Source organism: Mucilaginibacter sp. (genome assembly GCF_025359345.1).
In the GTDB taxonomy this organism is placed as follows: Bacteria; Bacteroidota; Bacteroidia; order Sphingobacteriales; family Sphingobacteriaceae; genus Mucilaginibacter.
The window spans coordinates 106,211-124,290 of the sequence record NZ_JANYGQ010000015.1; the positions used below are offsets into that span (position 1 = coordinate 106,211).

Annotated in this window: 14 protein-coding genes; 2 read left to right on the top strand and 12 right to left on the bottom strand. The window is 43.4% G+C overall.

Annotation, left to right across the window (positions count from 1 at the left end; translation table 11 throughout):
• Nucleotides 1-9: 9 nt before the first annotated feature.
• From Q0R52_RS08260 to Q0R52_RS08300, 9 genes are all read right to left on the bottom strand, one after another.
• Complete coding sequence (locus tag Q0R52_RS08260; RefSeq protein WP_295793857.1) at nucleotides 10-1,185, bottom strand: acetyl-CoA C-acyltransferase; 1,176 nt, start codon at nucleotides 1,183-1,185, stop codon at nucleotides 10-12.
• A gap of 25 nt (nucleotides 1,186-1,210) precedes the next feature.
• A complete protein-coding gene (locus Q0R52_RS08265) occupies nucleotides 1,211-3,592 on the bottom strand; it encodes a 3-hydroxyacyl-CoA dehydrogenase/enoyl-CoA hydratase family protein (RefSeq protein ID WP_295793858.1) in 2,382 nt (793 codons plus the stop codon).
• Nucleotides 3,593-3,627: 35 nt separating this feature from the next.
• Nucleotides 3,628-4,077 (bottom strand): DUF2147 domain-containing protein, encoded by a 450-nt coding sequence (locus tag Q0R52_RS08270; protein WP_295793859.1) that lies wholly within the window; start codon nucleotides 4,075-4,077, stop codon nucleotides 3,628-3,630.
• Nucleotides 4,078-4,299: 222 nt separating this feature from the next.
• Nucleotides 4,300-4,563 (bottom strand): acyl-CoA-binding protein, encoded by a 264-nt coding sequence (locus tag Q0R52_RS08275; protein ID WP_295793860.1) that lies wholly within the window; start codon nucleotides 4,561-4,563, stop codon nucleotides 4,300-4,302.
• Nucleotides 4,563-5,012, bottom strand: coding sequence for an acyl-CoA thioesterase (locus Q0R52_RS08280; protein ID WP_295793862.1), 450 nt, complete (start codon nucleotides 5,010-5,012; stop codon nucleotides 4,563-4,565). Before Q0R52_RS08280 ends, Q0R52_RS08275 begins: the two co-directional genes overlap by 1 nt.
• Nucleotides 5,013-5,017: 5 nt before the next feature.
• Complete coding sequence (locus tag Q0R52_RS08285; protein ID WP_295793864.1) at nucleotides 5,018-5,992, bottom strand: electron transfer flavoprotein subunit alpha/FixB family protein; 975 nt, start codon at nucleotides 5,990-5,992, stop codon at nucleotides 5,018-5,020.
• Between the two features lie 44 nt (nucleotides 5,993-6,036).
• The gene (locus tag Q0R52_RS08290) at nucleotides 6,037-6,780 is read right to left on the bottom strand and encodes an electron transfer flavoprotein subunit beta/FixA family protein (protein WP_295793866.1); all 744 of its coding nucleotides are present in this window, start codon (nucleotides 6,778-6,780) and stop codon (nucleotides 6,037-6,039) included.
• Between the two features lie 26 nt (nucleotides 6,781-6,806).
• Nucleotides 6,807-8,603, bottom strand: coding sequence for an acyl-CoA dehydrogenase family protein (locus Q0R52_RS08295; protein WP_295793868.1), 1,797 nt, complete (start codon nucleotides 8,601-8,603; stop codon nucleotides 6,807-6,809).
• A 294-nt stretch (nucleotides 8,604-8,897) separates the two neighbouring features.
• Nucleotides 8,898-9,785 (bottom strand): helix-turn-helix domain-containing protein, encoded by an 888-nt coding sequence (locus Q0R52_RS08300; protein WP_252790922.1) that lies wholly within the window; start codon nucleotides 9,783-9,785, stop codon nucleotides 8,898-8,900.
• 222 nt (nucleotides 9,786-10,007) lie between these two features.
• Between Q0R52_RS08300 and Q0R52_RS08305 the strand changes: the two genes are divergently transcribed.
• Together Q0R52_RS08305 and Q0R52_RS08310 are read left to right on the top strand one after the other, a co-directional pair.
• The gene (locus tag Q0R52_RS08305) at nucleotides 10,008-11,231 is read left to right on the top strand and encodes an outer membrane protein transport protein (protein WP_295793872.1); all 1,224 of its coding nucleotides are present in this window, start codon (nucleotides 10,008-10,010) and stop codon (nucleotides 11,229-11,231) included.
• A 17-nt stretch (nucleotides 11,232-11,248) separates the two neighbouring features.
• Nucleotides 11,249-12,568: an SGNH/GDSL hydrolase family protein gene (locus Q0R52_RS08310; RefSeq protein WP_295793874.1), complete on the top strand. Its 1,320-nt coding sequence runs from the start codon at nucleotides 11,249-11,251 to the stop codon at nucleotides 12,566-12,568.
• Between the two features lie 396 nt (nucleotides 12,569-12,964).
• Here Q0R52_RS08310 and Q0R52_RS08315 read toward each other — a convergent pair whose 3' ends face one another.
• The 3 genes from Q0R52_RS08315 to Q0R52_RS08325 form a co-directional block, all read right to left on the bottom strand.
• Nucleotides 12,965-15,070 carry an ATP-binding protein gene (locus tag Q0R52_RS08315; protein ID WP_295793876.1) on the bottom strand — a complete coding sequence of 702 codons (2,106 nt, stop codon included), beginning with the start codon at nucleotides 15,068-15,070 and terminating at the stop codon, nucleotides 12,965-12,967.
• Nucleotides 15,071-15,152: 82 nt separating this feature from the next.
• On the bottom strand, nucleotides 15,153-15,869 hold the full coding sequence (locus Q0R52_RS08320) for a LytTR family DNA-binding domain-containing protein (RefSeq protein ID WP_295793877.1): 717 nt from the start codon (nucleotides 15,867-15,869) through the stop codon (nucleotides 15,153-15,155).
• A 219-nt stretch (nucleotides 15,870-16,088) separates the two neighbouring features.
• The gene (locus tag Q0R52_RS08325) at nucleotides 16,089-18,080 is read right to left on the bottom strand and encodes a hypothetical protein (protein WP_295793878.1); all 1,992 of its coding nucleotides are present in this window, start codon (nucleotides 18,078-18,080) and stop codon (nucleotides 16,089-16,091) included.

Sequence of the window (18,080 nt, forward strand, 5' to 3'; positions counted from 1 at the left end):
AATACAGGATTATAATAATTCAAATATGCCCGCAGCCCCCTGGCCGGCACCCACGCACATAGTAACCATGCCATATTTTTTGTCCCTGCGTTTTAGTTCATTAAAAAGTTGTACGGAAAGTTTTGACCCGGTACATCCAAGCGGATGGCCTAAAGCAATTGCCCCCCCGTTTACATTAACAACTTCCGGATCCAGTCCCAGGCCTTTTATTATTGCAAGGGACTGGGAGGCGAAAGCCTCATTTAGTTCTATCAAGTCAATGTCCTGTTGTTTTAGCCCCGCAGCTTTCAATGCTTTTGGGATGGCCACAAGCGGGCCGATACCCATTATACGCGGGGGCACGCCTGCAACGGCATAATTAACCAATCGAGCTATAGGTTTCAGGTTATTTTGTTTTAAAAATCTTTCGCTTACAACCATTACAAAAGCAGCACCGTCACTTGTTTGTGATGAATTACCAGCGGTTACCACGCCTTTAGCATTGAAGACCGGTTTCAGCTTAGCAAGGGCCTCTAATGACGTGTCACTTCGCGGGCCTTCGTCCGTATCTACTTTAAACTCCCTTTTCTTTTTTTTGCCGGTCTCGTCTACGTAGGTTTCGGTAATGTTTACCGGCACTATTTCCTCTTTAAATTTCCCAGCAGTGATCGCCTTAATAGCTTTTTGGTGCGAATTAAAAGCGAACTGATCCTGCTCTTCTCTACCGATTTGGTATTCTTTTGCAACAGCTTCTGCCGTTAAACCCATTCCCCAGTAATAGTCGGGGTGTGTAAGGGCTATATCTGCATTGGGTACAATACGCCAGCCGCCCATTGGCAGCAGGCTCATGCTTTCCACACCGCCTGCAATAATGCAATCGGCAATTCCGCTGTGTATTTTGGCGGAGGCGATAGCGATGGTTTCCAACCCTGATGCACAATACCGGTTCACTGTCATCCCGGGTACTTTATCAGTATCCAATGCCATTAAAGAGATGAGGCGGCCCACATTTAAGCCTTGTTCGGCTTCGGGGGTAGCGTTACCCACAATTACATCATCAATTTGCTCTTTATCGACATTGGGCACCAATGTTAAAAGATGTTTGATGACATCCGCGGCTAGCGTATCAGGCCTGGTAAACCTGAATCCCCCGCGGTTAGCCTTTCCTATAGCGCTGCGGCTACCTGCAACAATATATGCATTCATCGATTTGCTTTCAGTTAATTTAAAATCAGTTTCTTAGTACTTTACCACCGGTTAAAATGGATTGAATGCGCTCAAGTGTTTTCTTTTCTGCGCAAAGCGCAAGAAATGCTTCTCTTTCGAGATCAAGCAGGTACGACTCGCTAACCAACGACGGCTGCGACAAGTCGCCGCCCGAGAGCACGAAGCCCAGTTTTTGGGATATCTTTACATCATGCTCGCTTATGTAATTACCGCTGTACATTGTATTGGCGCCCACGTAAGCCAAACCAAGTGCCTGCTTACCTAAAACTTTGATGTCAGTTCGTTGAAGCGGCTGCACATAGCCGTCATTTGCCAGCTGCAAACAATGCTGTTTTGCTTCTGCAAGCAGCCTGTTTTGTGATACTACGACCACATCCCGTCCTTTTTTAAGATAGCCATATTCAAAGGCTTCATAAGCTGAAGTAGAAACTTTTGCTTGTCCGATAGTTAAAAATCGTTCTCTGAAATTATTTAGTTCTATATCACCGTCCTGCAATTCATCTGACAAGCGAAGGGCAAATTCTTTTGTTCCGCCGCCGCCGGGAATCAACCCTACCCCAAACTCAACGAGGCCCATATATAATTCTGCATGGGCCACTACTTTATCCGCATGAAGGCATATTTCGCAGCCGCCACCCAAGGCCATTTGATGAGGGGCTGCTACAACAGGTATGGAGGAATAACGCAAACGCATCATGGTGTTTTGAAAGGTCTTGACCACCATATTAAGCTCGTAAAACTCCTGGTCAACCGCCATCATAAATATCATCCCAACGTTAGCACCTGCGCTAAAATTGGCCCCTTCATTTGATATTACCAGCCCTTTGTAGTTGGCTTCTGCCAACAAGATGGCTTTGTTAAGCCCTTCAATTACCTCACCGCCAATGGTATTCATTTTAGTATGGAACTCCAGGTTGAGAATACCGTCACCGATATCAGTAATAGTGGTCCCGCTGTTTTTCCATATTATTTTCTCTTTGCCGAGGTTTTTCAGCAAGATATAGTTCTCCGTCCCGGGGATAACTTTATAGCCCTTTGATGGGATATCGTAATACATGCGTTTGCCATCCTCAACTTTATAAAAGCTTTTGGCTTCCGTTTCAAGCATTTCGTAAACCCACCGCGCTGGTTTGTTAGCGCTGGCCTCCATATCTTTCAATGTATTTTCAACACCCAGCGCATCCCACTTTTCAAACGGGCCCATTTCCCAGCCAAAACCGGCATTCATTGCGGCATCTATCTTAAAGAACTCATCGGCAATTTCAGGAATACGCTTGCTTGAATAAGCAAAGAGCTGGTAAAAAGTTGCCCGGTAAAAATCGCCTGCTTTATCTTTGGCAGCGAAAAGAATTTTTAGCCTGTCCTCCAGCTTTTCAACCGTTTTAGTAGTTTCTAAAGCAGCAAACTTTACTTTTTGAGATGGTTTATAGTCGAGTGATTTAAGGTCAAGTGCATAAAACTGGTTTACTCCGTCAACTTTTTCCTTTTTATAAAAGCCCTGTCCCGTTTTGCTGCCCAGCCAGTTGTTTTTAACCATGTCTTTCACAAAACCGGGGATTTCAAAGAGCTCATTCGCTTCGTCATCCGGCGCATTTTTAAACAGCCCGTTGGCAACGTGTACCATGGTGTCTAAACCGACTACGTCATTGGTCCGAAACGTCGCTGACTTTGGGTGGCCAATAACAGGACCAGTCAGTTTATCCACTTCCTCAACAGTTAACCCGGTTTTATTTACATAGTGCATCAGGCTCATGATACTGAATACGCCGATGCGGTTACCGATAAAGGCGGGGGTATCTTTTGCCAGCACTGTTGTTTTACCGAGGAATTTATCACCATAATCCATCAGGAAATTAACCACGCCGGGTAAGGTATCTTTTGTGGGAATTATCTCTAGTAATTTTAAATACCTGGGTGGGTTAAAAAAGTGGCTTCCGCAAAAATTCTTTTTAAAATCGTCACTGCGTCCCTCGGCCATAAGGTGGATTGGTATGCCTGACGTATTTGAGGTAATTAGTGTGCCTGGTTTGCGATATTTTTCTACGCTTTCAAATACTTTTTGCTTAATATCCAGCCGTTCCACAACAACCTCGATTATCCAGTCACAATCGGAAATTTTAGAAATATCGTCAGTAAAGTTCCCGGTAGTGATGCGCCTGGCAAAGGATTTAAGGTATAACGGTGAAGGGTTTGATTTTATGGCAAAATCCAGCGCGTCGTTAACTATTTTATTCCTTGCAGCTTTGTTACCTTCTGCAGCATTTTCAGGTACAATATCAAACAGCAACACCTGTACGCCGATATTTGCAAAATGGCAGGCAATACGGCTACCCATTACACCGGAACCTAATACTGCTACCTTTTTTATTATTCGTTTAGCATCCATTTTAATAATTATGCTTGTTAAAATTTTATGGCCATTTATTCTGCACGCGACCACGTCGTCGTCCTTCCAAAAAGTGAGATTCCTATATAGCCGCGTATCGCCAGGGTTTGGCCTTTATAAGTCATGTTACAGGAGTAGGTTTTGCCATTTAACGGATCGTAAATTGTGCCATCGGTATACCTTGTATCGCCGTCTTTTACAAAACCCGATAAAACCTGTAAGCCCAGCCTTGGCCTGCTGCGTAATTTGGGATCGGCATTGAGCTCATCCACTTTGGGCTTCCCGTTTTTTAGTGGTTCTTTAAGCCATACCACTTTGCCATAGAACTTCCCGTCACTTGACTTTGTGATCAATATTTTCCCGCTTTTAACATCGTTGTACCACAATCCTTCTACCTGGTCGGTTTGGGCTTTCGCTATGGATACCGAAAAGAAAGCAAAAGCAAAAAATGCTGCCCGGATAAAGTGTTTTTTTAATATCGTCATTTCACTAAGTATTAAAATAATTAACTGCTTTCTTAACCAATGAAAATTTACCGGCCTAACGGTACCTAATAAACATAAAGCAATAGCCCGTTGATTCAACGAATAAATTACCCGAAGAGATAAATAATTTAGTATTGGTTATATAACAAACTTACTTAAAAGTACCGGGGATAATAAGGGCTATATGGCGGAAACATTTGTCAAAAACTCGGGTGTTTGATTTTAATCGATTTTCCCGGATAATTGTGCCACCAGGTTAATGTATTGCTGCATGGCATCAGCTGTGCCAAGCCCATTAAGTTTTAACCAGGCGTCATATTTTGCCCTGGCCACAAAATCAAACATGCCGGGTGGGGCGATGTTTATATCACCTTCGGTTGCTTGTTTGTATAAGCTGTATAGGCGTAAAAGTGTTTCGTTATCCGGTTTAGCTTGTAATGTCTTGCTTGCAGCTACTGCTTTTTCAAAGGCTTCCTTTTGATCCATTATTTAGTTTTTATAGGTTCTTCAATATAATCGCTGCTTTTCGGAGCGTGCCTAAATAACAGGCTAAGTTCAGGCGGAAGGATAATCAATTTGCGTTTTTCCATATCTATCCAGGCGCCATCAGCTTCAATTATGGCTGCCTTTACGCCGTCGCTGCGGTACAGATCATGCCGTATTGTCCACCGGGAGCCGTCCGCCCGGGCTTTCACGATATCACAAGTCACCTTAATATGCTCATTAATACCTATCTCTCTCAGGTAAAATAGCTCCTCCCTGAATAACACCGGGCCAATTTTATAGCCATATAACACGGCCGGTTTTAAACCAAGACTTTCCAACATGGCTAGTCTGGCCTGGGCTGCAAAATCGGCATAAGCAGTGTGGCGCATATGCTGGTTCGCGTCAATCTGCGCCCAAAGCACTTGTCCTTCATAAAAAACATCCATCATACAGTTTATTTATGTTGCTTGAATTTTCTTACGGCTTCAGTAAGCCTCGGTAAAACCTCCATAGCATCGCCCACCACACCATAATTAGCTGCTTTAAAAAATGGGGCCTCAGGGTCCTTGTTAATTACAACAATAGTTTTTGACCCATTTACACCTGCCAAATGCTGTATTGCGCCGGAAATACCCACCGCGATATATAAATCCGGACGTATGGTACCGCCTGTTTGGCCGACATGTTCGTGATGGGGGCGCCAATCAGCATCAGATACCGGGCGGGAACATGCGGTTGCTGCGCCGAGTTCTTTGGCAAGGTCTTCAATCAGGTACCAGTTTTCCGGCCCCTTCATACCACGTCCACCGGACACGACCAGGCTGGCATCTGAAAGCGAAACTTCGCCGGTTACTTTGTTTACCTCGTTTACTTTTATCCGAAAATCCTTTTCGGAAAAGTCAACCGCCAGTTTCTCGATCACTGTTTTACCAGCCGTTTCTGTTATCGGAAAAGTATTAGGCATCAGCATAATTACTTTTTTATCACTCGTAACATTTACATATGCAAAAGCCTTTCCCGAATAGACTGCTTTTTTAATAACAAACCCTTTATCCATATCGGGGTAGGTCAATGCCCCAACTACAAGGCCTGCCTTTAAATTTGCTGCAACCCGGGGCGCAACGGCCCTGCCGTTGATATCATTTAGTGTGATGATTATTGTGCCGCCTTCTTTTTCAATAGCAGTTAACAACGCGCTTGTATAAGCACGCGGGTGAAGTTCATCAAGCCTGCTGTCTTCAACGTGCAATACTTTTTGTGCGCCATACGCTCCAAGTTTTTCTATTTCAGCATTATCAACGATGCCCAGGATCACGGCGGTGACCGTAGTGCCCATTTTTTGAGCAATACCGGACGCGTAGTGAACTGCTTCAAAATTTTTCTTTTTGATTGTTCCCGCGTCGTGTTCAACAAAAACTATTACAGACATTTTGTTCTAATAATTTATTAAATACTATTCAAGTTAATTAAGGATTAAATCACTTTTGCTTCTGCATGGAGCAGTTCAACTAATTCGTCCATATCAGCCGGATCAATTAATCGCACACCAGCTTTTGCGGGGGGTAATTCATAAGATAAAATAGAGGTGAGAGCGTCATCAACGGCCGGTGTAACAACAGTAAGCGGCCGTGTACGGGCAGCCATAATACCCCTCATATTGGCTATCCGCGCTTCGGCAACGCCTTTCTGACAGGATATCACCAGGGGGAATTTGCAACTATCAGTTTCTTCACCACCTTCAATTTCCCTTTTTACTACTGCGGTATTTCCTTCGGTCTTGATTTCGGTGGCGAAGCCGATGTAATCCATGTCGAGCAACGCAGCGAGCATGGAGCCTACGCTACCGTTATTATAATCAATAGATTCTTTGCCACAGAGGATAAGGTCGTAATCCATACTTTTCGCATATTCGGCGATGTAAACAGCGGTTAGATAGGGATCGGTGCTTTCAGCATCAATCCTTATGGCCTTATCGCCACCAAGCGCAAGCGCCTTTCTGATAACAGGTTCGGTATTCGCTTTTCCCACAGTTACCAGGTCGACATCACTGGCTACGCCGCTTTCTTTTAATTCGATGGCACGGATAAGCGCATACCATTCATCGTATGGATTAATAATATAGGAGACTCCGGCGCTCTCAATTGTTGTATCGTTGCCTTTTAACACAACTTTTGTGCTGGTATCCGGAACCTGGCTTATACACACTAATATCTTCATTTATATTCGGTTCTTTCGCTTTTGTGTTAAAAACAGTATTTGTTTTCGGTAATCAGTTTAGCTGCTATATTTCTGCGTGCCTGGGTCGAATTAATATCTTCTGTTTTGGTGTAGCGCTTAAGCCCCATCAACATCATTCTCTTTTCGTCACCTTCGGCAAAATAATTCAATGCCTCTTTTCCCGCCTTCGCAATTTTTTCCGCGGCATCGTTAATATATACCCGCATAATATCTAATTGCTCTTTACAGCTATCCTCTCCGCGCATTGAAACCAGTTTTTCAACCCGCAACTGCAACGATTCGCTTACATACAGCTCAATAAGCATATCGGCCAGATTCATGAGTACTTCCTGCTCTTTGCCTAACTGCGCCATCAGTTTTTGAACCGCACCTCCTGCCACCATCAGGATGGCTTTTTTAAAATTGGCAATATATTTTTTTTCTTTACTGAATAAGGTTTCTTCTTCAGCCGCGCCAAAATCCGGAATACTCATCAATTCGCCTGCAACTTTTTGCGCCGGGCCCATGAGATCAAGTTCGCCTTTAAGGGCACGCTTAAGCATCATATCTACGGTTAACATCCGGTTGATCTCGTTAGTACCTTCAAAAATCCGGTTTATCCTCGAATCACGGTAAGCGCGGTCCATAGGCGCTTCGGCACTGTAACCCATGCCGCCGTAAATCTGTACACCTTCATCTACCACATAATCAAGTGTTTCGGAAGAATGCACTTTTATAATTGCGGCTTCAATAGCGAACTGCTCGGTGCCTTTGAGTTTGGCGTTCGTTTCATCAAGTCCGGATGCTACCAACATTTCGGTTGCTTCTTCCATATTCTGGCTGGCCCTGTAAACCGCCGACTCCGAAGCATACGTCAGTATCGCCTGCTGAGCCAGTTTGTACCTTATCGCTCCATATTTGGAGATTGCACGCCCAAACTGCTCACGCTCGTTGGCGTAGTGCACCGCCTGGCTTATCACTTCTTTGCTCGCGCCAACTGTACCCCCGCCCAGTTTCATACGGCCGATATTTAAGATATTGACCGCGATCTTAAACCCATTCTGGCGGTCGGATAAAAGGTTTTCTACCGGCACCTTGCAATCGTTAAAAAAAACTTGCCGCGTCGAGCTTCCTTTAATTCCCATTTTATGTTCTTCAGCATTCAATGTAATGCCTTCAAAATCTTTCTCCACGATGAAAGCACTTAAATTTTCATCGTCATCAATTTTGGCAAAAACCGTAAAAACATCAGCAAAACCCGCGTTTGTGATCCACATTTTCTGACCGGTTATCAAGTAGTGCGTACCATCTTCCGACAGCCTTGCCCTGGCTTTACCCGAGTTGGCGTCGGACCCTGAGCTTGGCTCTGTGAGGCAATATGCACCCTTCAATTCGCCGCTGGCTAGCTTTGGAATATATTTTTGCTTCTGTGCGTCGTTGCCATAATAAAGAATAGGTAGTGTACCGATTCCGGAATGCGCTGAGAACGCCACTGAAAATGAATTCCCGGCGCCTAATTTTTCAGTAACCAGCATGGATGTTTTAAAATCCTTACCAAAACCGCCATATTCTTCAGGCACCGAAACACCAAGCAGGCCAAGCGCACCCGCTTCATCCATTAAATGCGACATCAGGCCTTCTTCCTGTTCATCAATGCGGTTTAAATTTGGTTTTACATGTTGTGCAAGGAAGTTAACGCAGGTTTCAGCTATCATTAGCTGTTCCTCGTTCCATTCTTCCGGAATGAATACGCTATCGGCGGCAGTTTCCCTGATCAGAAATTCGCCTCCTTTTAAAGCTTTTACAGTTTCAATGTCGTTCATGATCTATCTTTTTTTATTGGAATGGTCGATACTTTTAAAACCAATTTTTTAGGACTGGCAGCTAGCTTTAAATTCCTGTAATTGGCAGCAAAATCCCTACCCGGTTTATATTTTCAGACCGCTGGTTTCAAAAGCAGTTTACTGATGCTTTTGTGGCATTTATAATCAGGAGTAAAATTAGAAGCGACATTCAACCCGTGAAAGGGCTGCAATACGGAGATATTAGTCAAAAAGTCGGAACATAATCCTGTCGCTGCAGAAAGAAGGATCGCACGGTAATTAAGTATGCGGGATTTAATTTGTTAAAACGAGGCGATAATCTGATGGCGACATGCCGGTATGCTTTTTGAAATATTTGCCAAAAGACGATTGATCGGGAAAGTGGATATTTTCGGCGACGCGCGCAATACTTATGTCATGATTCCTTAATAATACCTTTGCTTCCAATACAACCGCATCGTCAATCCATTCCCCCGCAGTTCTGCCTGTTACCTCTTTGATTGTTTCTGTTAAATGTTTGGGTGACACGAAAAGGGCATCAGCGTAATACTGAACATTACGGTGTTCTTTATAATGATGAAAAACCAGTTCCTGGAACAACATATTTAACTCCTGTTTACGGGTTTGTTTTCCTTTTATTATCAGGTGTTGCTTTTCATAGATGAAAGCGACTTCGTAAAGCAGCATATTTAGGGTATTCCTGGAGATTTCGACACGGTAGGGATGTTCCTCCCGCTGCAATGTTTGCTTTATAAGTGCATATATATTTTGCAATACTTTAACATCCTCCTGTTCAGGATAAATAACCGGGATAGAGGCGCTTTTAAAATAACTAAAGGATTCGAGGAAGTGGCTGTTAACATTATTTTCTGTTAAAAAAGCTTTCGAGAAAACGATGAACCTGCAAAGGAAATCGTCGCTGCTGTCATAAATTCTTAAAACGTGAAAAGGCGTAGCCAGCAGCATCGCATCCGGCCTGGCCTGGTATACCTGCAAATTTACTTCCACCTGCGCCGTTCCGCGTGTACATATACCTATAATATAACCGTCGGACCGGTATGGAAATTCGCTTAGGCTCAGCAATTGCTTCTCATCGGTAATAAAAAAATCCGGGCCAACTAATTTATCGGCATACAAATCTGCAAATTTTGATAAGCTTAATTGTGCAACTTTTTTACTCATTTGTCTAATTTATAAAATGATACTTCGGCAAATGCGCATATTTAAATTTAAATATGTTGTTCGGAAAATCACCCAGTATAATTCTCCGACTTTTTGACTAATATCTCCGCAGTATAGCCCTTTTTTTCTTTCAAATGCAAGCTAATTTTATTTTCTGATAGTTGTAAGCTTTGCAGCCATGCAAACTGCACATTATAAACCAATTCTATATTATATTAAATTATGAAGAAAATTTTGTTATTAGTGCTTGCACTAATTCCTGTATTGACCTTCGCCCAGGGTTTCCAGGTTAATCTTGAGGGGCAGAAACAGATAGGTATGGGGCACACCGGCACAGGGCTGGTTCAAGACGGCGCATCAGTTTTTTTCAATCCGGGGGCGGTGGTATTGCTGCCTGAGAATTATATCCAGGCAGGAATAAGCCCTCTGCTGTTTAAGTCTGACTTTAATCCATCGGGCACAAACGCTCAATATCAATCGTTGAACAAAGTGGCCACTCCATTTAATTTTTATGCCGTTTGGGGTCCGAAATCTTCCTGGTGGAAATTAGGCTTAGGTGTTTATACGCCATTTGGGGGATTAACCGATTGGGGAAAAAGCTGGCAAGGTAAATATGTACTGGAAAGCCTCGACCTGAAAGCCATCTATTTTCAACCCACGCTTAGTATTAAAATAAACAAGGTTTTAAGCATAGGCGGAGGCTTTGTTTATAACCGGGGAAGCGTTGACCTTACGCAGGCCATTCCTCTTGGCAATTCAAGTGGGCAGGACGGGCAGGCCGAATTAAAAGGCACCGGCAAAGGCTATGGCTGGAACGCCGGTTTATATATCAAGCCTTCGTCAAAAATATCCATTGGGCTTACGCACCGTTCAAAAGTGAGCACAACAATAAACAATAGCGACGCTATTTTTACCGTTCCAGCATCAGTTCAAGGCGGTTTTCCGCAGCCAAACACATTCACTGCAACTATACCTTTGCCCGCCACCAATTCGCTAGGGATTGGCTTCTATCCTACCGATAGGTGGACAGTTGCCCTGGATGTTAACCTTATTAACTGGAATGTTTACAAGGTATTGGCATTCGATTATAAAACCAACACATCATCGCTGCAAGATACTTATTCTCAACGAAACTATAAAAATGCGGTATCACTGCGCGCAGGCGCCCAATATAAGGCTAACACTAAGACGGCATTGCGATTTGGTGGAGGGTACGCTTCAACGGCCGTTCGGGATGGTTATGTAACCCCGGAAGCTCCGGACGCAAACCGGGTGTATGTTACGGCAGGACTTGGGTATAAATTGGCAAAAGGGCTTGATGTGGATGTGTCATTTGAATATGAGCACCTGATGTCGCGTACGCAAACAAACATCCAATCTCAATTGTCAGGCACATTTGAAACCAATGTGTACATCCCCGGTATTTCACTTGCTTATCACTGGTAATTTAAAAATCAAAACAAATGAAGACACTTAAACACTTTATTTATATTATAGTAGGTTTGGTTGGGTTGGTTGCCTGCAAACCCGAAATAAATACACCAAAGCCAAGCCATGGCACAGCCAATTTTTCAAGATTTATTGCTGTAGGCAACTCGCTGACAGCAGGCTACGCCGATGGTGGCCTTTACCTGCAGGGCCAGTTAAACTCCTACCCTGCTATCATGGCCAAACAGATGCTTTCCGTTGGCGGTGGAACATTCACCCAACCACTATTCAGCACCGCGCAGTCAAATGGCTCAGGTTATTTACAATTAACCGGATTTAGTTCAACTGGCAGTCCTATTACTGCCCCAGTTACTTCAAACCTGGCTGTTAGGGGAATTTTGCCTGTGCCCGGCTTTGGCAATGTAACATTGTATAGCAAGTACAGCGGCGATATTAATAATTATGGCGTACCGGGCATCAAACTGCTTAACATCACTTATGCACCTTATGGTAATTTAAATGGTTTTTATGAAAGGTTGTTACCAGGAGACTCACCAACAAATACCACCCCTTACCTTGCTTTCATTACCGCAAAACCTTTTACTTTCTTTTCAAACTGGCTGGGAAATAATGACGCCCTTGCCTATGCCACATCTGGAGGAGCCGGCGATGTCTTGACAGATCCCACAACTTTTGCGGCCTTAAATACTTTGTTGATAAATACGTTAACACAAGGCGGAGCAAAAGGCGTTGTAGCCACAATACCTGATGTAACGTCAATTCCGTACTTCAATACCGTTACAGAAGGTGCGATCCTTGCGGCAGTACAAAAAGCGAACCCATCGGTTACTGGCCTGTATATTAACGCCCTTGTTTCGGGCACAACATATGCACCACGGGTAGCAACGCCGACTGACCTGATTGTGCTAACATTCCCGACAAGTAAGATCGGGCAGCCGGTAAGCACGCCATACGGCACGCTTCCTTATGGATTAACACCTTATACGCCAATTGATAACCAATATGTGCTCGATGCCAACGAGGTAACTTTAACTGAAAATGCGGTTACAGCGTTTAACAGCTCTATAACTTCAACCGCTAATGCCAAGGGGCTCGCGGTATTTGATGCTTACACGTTCCTGAAAAACATAAAATCAAATGGCCTGGTTACAAATGGCATAAGCCTCAATTCGAATTATATAAGCGGCGGTTTGTTTTCTTTGGACGGGGTACACCTTACTCCACGGGGTTACGCCATCGTAGCCAACGAATTTATTAAGGCTATCAATTCAAAATATGGTTCAAATATTCCATTAGCTGACGTTGCGGCTTACGGCGGAATTAAGTTTCCTTAAGTAAAAAAATTCGCAATCGGACTTTTGCCTGAATGCTGGCATCGCAGAAAATGGATAACTTAAAACCTGACGCGTATTGAGTTAAAGACCGTTCGATGATTAGTGAAATCACCTGGTTTATTCTATTTTACCAAGTGCTTCTATTCAGGGGCCGACAAAAAAACAGAGAGCGAACTAAAATAAAAATCCTGCAAATCGTCTGATTTGCAGGATTTTTCGTTAAAAACGACTTAGAATTACCATTATTTATCTGATCAAATCATCGATTGGGTTATAACAGGCAGATAAACTTTCGGCAATCAATCGAGCAGACTAATTTTCAGCAGTAGAACCCGTAAATCATTACAGGCAGCGCCGGTTTTGATGCATATGACAGCAATGCATTCACGCTGTCATTTATTTGACCGGCGCAGCATTAACCAGCACCTGTAAGCCGGGCACAGTAATCGCAAAACTTGTGCCGATATCTAGTTTTGATGATACCTCAATATCTCCGCCAAGGCGGAGAATAAATTCCTTAGCGAGCCGGAGTCCCATACCCGATGAATCACTCCGAATGCTGTTCCATTCAAACAAAGCCGCCAATTGCTCGTTGGTCATGCCTGAGCCGGTATCAGTCACTTTTAATTTTAGGTTGCTGCCCATTGCTTCAGCTGTTACATCTACTGAACCACCAGCCGGAGTGAATTTTATGGCATTGCTGATGATGTTACGCAGCACAATTTTCAGGAAGTTAACATCGGTAACAAGCACCATATTTTCCGGGCATTCCGCATTAAGGGTTATGTGCTTCCCCTCTGCATGATTACGGTGCATATCCACTGCATGCGCTATCAATTCGCATACTTCAATTTTTTCGGGACTTAAGGCAAACGATTCCATCTGGCTTTTACTCCAAACCAGCAAATCCTCCATCGATTCCATCAGGTTTTCTGCCGAATGTATCAACCGTTCATTATGTTCCTTCTGTTGCTCCGGGTTTAATTTGTGTGCATGGTTTTTTTGTATTGTCAGAAACAGGAACAAATTGCTGATGGGCGACCGTAAGTCGTGGGTGATGACAGTGAAAAGGCGGGTTTTCGTCGTATTTGCTTCATTTAGTTTAGCGTTGAGCAGGTTTAGCGTACTATTTTTTTCTTCAAGCAGCATGTTCGAATCCCGTTTGATGCGAAAACTGCGATACAGCAAAAATGCGGTTACCGACAGAAAAGTGACCATTAGCAGCATCAGCCACCAATTTCGTTTCTGGTCGCGCAGTTCAATATCCTTCAGCTTACTCTGCTGATTTAAAAGTGTAATACGCTGTTCTTTCTCATTAGTCTGGTATTTTATTTCCAGGTCGGCGATATTCTTTTTCGAAGCCGCTTTTTCAATAGAATCTCTTATGGTATTGTATTGCGCATCATATTTATAAGCTTTTTCATATAATCCTGCTTTCCCGGCCACATCAGCAAGCAAACCAGATACATAAGATTCGCTATCATAATGTGCTGTTCGCTTGGCTATCTCAAGAGCCTTTTCAAAGTTAGCTATAGAAACGGGGTAATGGCCCTGGTTTCTTTCCATCTTGCCCCTCATTATCAGCACATACATAAAACCGGCTTCGTATTTCTTAGCTGTGTAGTAGGCCGTAGCTTTATTTAAATATTCCGTGGCTTTGTCATATTGCCTAAGCTCAATATACGGCGATGCTATTGATACGTACATATCCACCACATATGAATAGTAATTCATCTTTGTAGCTGCCTTAATAGCATTTTTATAAGCTTCAACTGCTTTTTGATATTCTTTTAAATCCACGTAATCAGAGCCAAGGTCGTTGAACACTACCATCCTGTTAAAATGACTTTCGCTCATGTACGATAAACTCTCCAATGCATAATCAACCGCCTTTTTGTAGTTTGCTATATGCTCATACATTTCGCCAATGTCAGAAAGCTCTACGGCAATTGTTGAACTGTCTTTTTGGGCACGGGCATGCTCCAGCACCCGAAAATATAGCTGAATTGCCTTTTCAGGCTGGTTGGTGGTTCCATAAATATCGGCCAGTTTTTCAAGCAGCCGCATTTTCATCGGCACATTTTTGATGGTATCGGCCTCCTGGCTCATCCTGTTCTTGTAAATATTTACCGAATCGGGTTTACCAGCATCATAGTAGACTCCGGATAGCGTGATCTGCGTAACAATTTTCAATTCCAGCGCATTGGACGCAGCTGCGTATACTTCGCAAGCTTTATAATAATTGATGGCGCTATCCTGGCGGCGCAGGCCTAAATAACCGTTGCCGATATTTGCGTATAAATATGCTACATGCTTTTTTACGTTGGCCTGCTTAGCCTTTGGAAGTTCCCTTTTCGCCTCTGTTATTATGCTGTCAAACTTTCCTTCTTTAAATAACCGCGCCATCTGTTTCTCAAAACTGAGAAAAGCTTCGTCTTTTGGGCCCTGGTGTGGCTCTTTTTTTCCCGCCAGATGGTTACAATTTGCCAGTAGTAAAACCATCGCCAACAACCCGGTACATTTTAAACAAGTACGCCGCGCGGAAAAGTTGATTATGTGCCTGGCAAAATTCATATTTACCTTTTTACTGAATATTATTAAGCAGCGCCTTGTTGATTTCACTGCGGAATGTCTTACCTACCGGAAGCCTTAAATTATCAAGTAGCAGCTCGTTCTGCTCCATTTTACGTATCTGGTTTATGGCAACCGCAAAACTTCGGTGTATTCTCAAAAAGCGGTCGCCTGGCAATTTCTCGAAGAAGTTTTTTAAACTGCACAACGTCAGGTACGTCTTGGCACGGGTAATCACTTTGGTATAATCCTTTAATGCCTCCAGGTAAATAATATCGCTCACTTTTAGCTGTATCAGGTTGTAACTCTCCTTTATTGTAAGGTAATCGCCTACGAACTGCACGTCGTACAGTTTTGCTTTATTCTGGATGTCAAGGTACTCACGCGCCCTTAGTACTGCGCGCTCCAGCCTGTCGGCTTTGGCCGGTTTCAACAGAAAATCGAATGCGTGGCTTTCATAGCTTTCAAGCGCATATTCGGCATACGAAGTTATAAAAATGCACAAAGGTGGATTTTTAAGGGAATTGAGAAACTCCAACCCGTTCAGGTATGGCATATCAATATCAAGAAAAGCAAGTTGAATATCAGCGTTCTGTATGAGTTCAAGACATTCAATAGGGTTTGCAAAACTCCCCAGTAGCCTTATAAACGAATATTTTTCCAGATACGATTCAATAGCAATTCTGTCTAACTCATTGTCATCTATTATGATACTATTGATATTTGCCATAAGAGGGGTCAAGGTCACGGATTCGTCAACTAAAGTATGCAAAAATTAATATCAAAGGAAATTTTATAGCTATTGAGCATACCAATATGGGCAAACAACGTATTATTTGAATATTATTTATCTTAAATACGTCAATGTACCTGTGTAGTTTGTAGTATTATTAAACGACAAAGAGGCAGGAATACCCCGCCTCTTTGCCGCCTGATTATTAAAATACTTTTAAAATGAGGTAAATGCTTCGTTGCTCTTTGGAGACGTTTCTGCAACATTTTTTCCGATTGAACGGATATAAAAATACCAGGTCTCGCCTTTGGTAGCAGCTTTGTCAACGTAAGTATTTGTTGCTGAAGGCACCGTGGCAATAAGTTTTGGTGCCGCGCCGCGTTTGTAACGGTAAATAGCAAACCGGGTAACGCGCTTGTCGTTTATAGCGCCCCACTTAAGTGTGATACCGGTGGGATCGGCAAGCGCTATCAAGCCTCCGGGCTGAATATATAGGTTAGGTGTAACAGTGATAGCATTACTTGGTACCTGCATGCTATGCGCTTTTCCGGCCGTACTTTCTATGTTGTAGGTATAGGTTAAACCCGGAACAGCAGTGCTGTCAACAAAAGTGCTGAACGGTGCCGGATAAGCGTTCCTGATTATAACGTCTTGCTTGCCATCATCCGAATGTCTTGTGATACGATAGCCTGTTTGATACTTATTGAATTTTAACATCTGCATCCAGGTAAGCCTTACAGCCCGTCCCTGTAGTTCCGCATGGAAGTTTTTCGGTGCAATTAACGCACTGTCAACGGTGTTCGCTTGAATATAAGCAATTGTGGAGTTTTTACTTTCCACATTACTTATATTTTCACTTCGTACGGCATAACCATACATTATGCCTGGTCTTAATTTTGATGAGTCGATATAGGTGTTAGTTGTAAGCAATGTGGTAATCCGTTTCATCGGCATCCCCACACCTTCGCTGCGGTACACATAAAAGCCGCTTTGTCTCTCGGCCGGTGGCTCCCAATTTACCAATACTGAATTTTCTTTCAGAACTGCAGTAACGGATCGCGGCGGAAAATTATTGACTTTGGTTTGATAAAGGCCAAAGGTTTTGGCGCTACGAACAGCCTTACGGCCCATCTTATCCACCATCTGCAGAAAATAATAATACTTCTGACCCGGCTCGATGCGAAAATCGGTATAAACAGTATCATACGGCATAGCAAGGCCCACCTGCTGATAACCTCCATCGTCATACGAAGTACTGCGCATTACAGCAACGCTCCCTATAAAACCCGGATTCGGCAGGTGATAATGAAGCTTGATGGTGTGTGTTAGTTCATCACCCACAGCCTTAAAATATTGCGGCGTCAATAGTCCCCGTGCCTCCATACATGTAGCGGGTATAGTATCCGATACCACGTTACCACCGCCGCCAAAGTTGTTAACCGGCATAATAAAATATCTGTACATCGTGCTAAAAGCTACATGTTCGTCCCGGATGGAATATTTCAGCGTATCACCTTTTCGTTCCATATAAACAAACGGGTGTATTTCCTCAAACACTTTATCCTGTTCGGCCTTGCGAAACGTTCTAAAATTGAAAGAATTATTATCGTTTTTAGCGAACCATTCCAAGCGAATAGCTTCGCTTTCAACTTTGCGCGACAATATATGTGGCTTCAACGCTGTAACCACTGCGGGATATTTTACGCTATTGGTGATGAATGATGTGCCCCCTGACCCAACTTCCGAAACCCGATAGCGGTAAGTTTTTCCTTTAACAACAGTTGTATCGGCAACCAGTATGTTAAATGCCATTTGCATCGGCGTAAAAGCCAATTCGTTGCTTAGCGAATCGAGCGTTTGGTTAGTGGAGAGAAACTTTTTCCATATTGCCGGCGGGTCAAGCCGAAGTTGTTTACCATCAGGAAAAAAGTGGAACGATGCGCGCAAATTCCTCACCAATTCATCAATATTCTTCGGTGTATGAAAATCACGGATCATCACCCATCTGTCTGGGACGCCGGCATCCTCACGTTCCAGCTTGTATCCGGTGATACCATTATTGGGATAAGTAGCCGATGCTGGATGAAATGCATGATAAATAAATACAGCCCCATCGCCTCCGTAAGCGGTTATTGGGTTATCCTGAGCTCTGGCAGCAGTAAGCCCGAACAATACTATTTGAAAAATTGTTATAAATGCCTTTCTCAT

Bases quoted from the DNA above. Each gene is read 5' to 3' on its own strand.
- Q0R52_RS08260 (WP_295793857.1), bottom strand. From the start codon at position 1,185: ATGAATGCATATATTGTTGCAGGTAGCCGCAGCGCTATAGGAAAGGCT.
- Q0R52_RS08265 (WP_295793858.1), bottom strand. From the start codon at position 3,592: ATGGATGCTAAACGAATAATAAAAAAGGTAGCAGTATTAGGTTCCGGT.
- Q0R52_RS08270 (WP_295793859.1), bottom strand. From the start codon at position 4,077: ATGACGATATTAAAAAAACACTTTATCCGGGCAGCATTTTTTGCTTTT.
- Q0R52_RS08275 (WP_295793860.1), bottom strand. From the start codon at position 4,563: ATGGATCAAAAGGAAGCCTTTGAAAAAGCAGTAGCTGCAAGCAAGACA.
- Q0R52_RS08280 (WP_295793862.1), bottom strand. From the start codon at position 5,012: ATGATGGATGTTTTTTATGAAGGACAAGTGCTTTGGGCGCAGATTGAC.
- Q0R52_RS08285 (WP_295793864.1), bottom strand. From the start codon at position 5,992: ATGTCTGTAATAGTTTTTGTTGAACACGACGCGGGAACAATCAAAAAG.
- Q0R52_RS08290 (WP_295793866.1), bottom strand. From the start codon at position 6,780: ATGAAGATATTAGTGTGTATAAGCCAGGTTCCGGATACCAGCACAAAA.
- Q0R52_RS08295 (WP_295793868.1), bottom strand. From the start codon at position 8,603: ATGAACGACATTGAAACTGTAAAAGCTTTAAAAGGAGGCGAATTTCTG.
- Q0R52_RS08300 (WP_252790922.1), bottom strand. From the start codon at position 9,785: ATGAGTAAAAAAGTTGCACAATTAAGCTTATCAAAATTTGCAGATTTG.
- Q0R52_RS08305 (WP_295793872.1), top strand. From the start codon at position 10,008: ATGAAGAAAATTTTGTTATTAGTGCTTGCACTAATTCCTGTATTGACC.
- Q0R52_RS08310 (WP_295793874.1), top strand. From the start codon at position 11,249: ATGAAGACACTTAAACACTTTATTTATATTATAGTAGGTTTGGTTGGG.
- Q0R52_RS08315 (WP_295793876.1), bottom strand. From the start codon at position 15,070: ATGGTTTTACTACTGGCAAATTGTAACCATCTGGCGGGAAAAAAAGAG.
- Q0R52_RS08320 (WP_295793877.1), bottom strand. From the start codon at position 15,869: ATGGCAAATATCAATAGTATCATAATAGATGACAATGAGTTAGACAGA.
- Q0R52_RS08325 (WP_295793878.1), bottom strand. From the start codon at position 18,080: ATGAGAAAGGCATTTATAACAATTTTTCAAATAGTATTGTTCGGGCTT.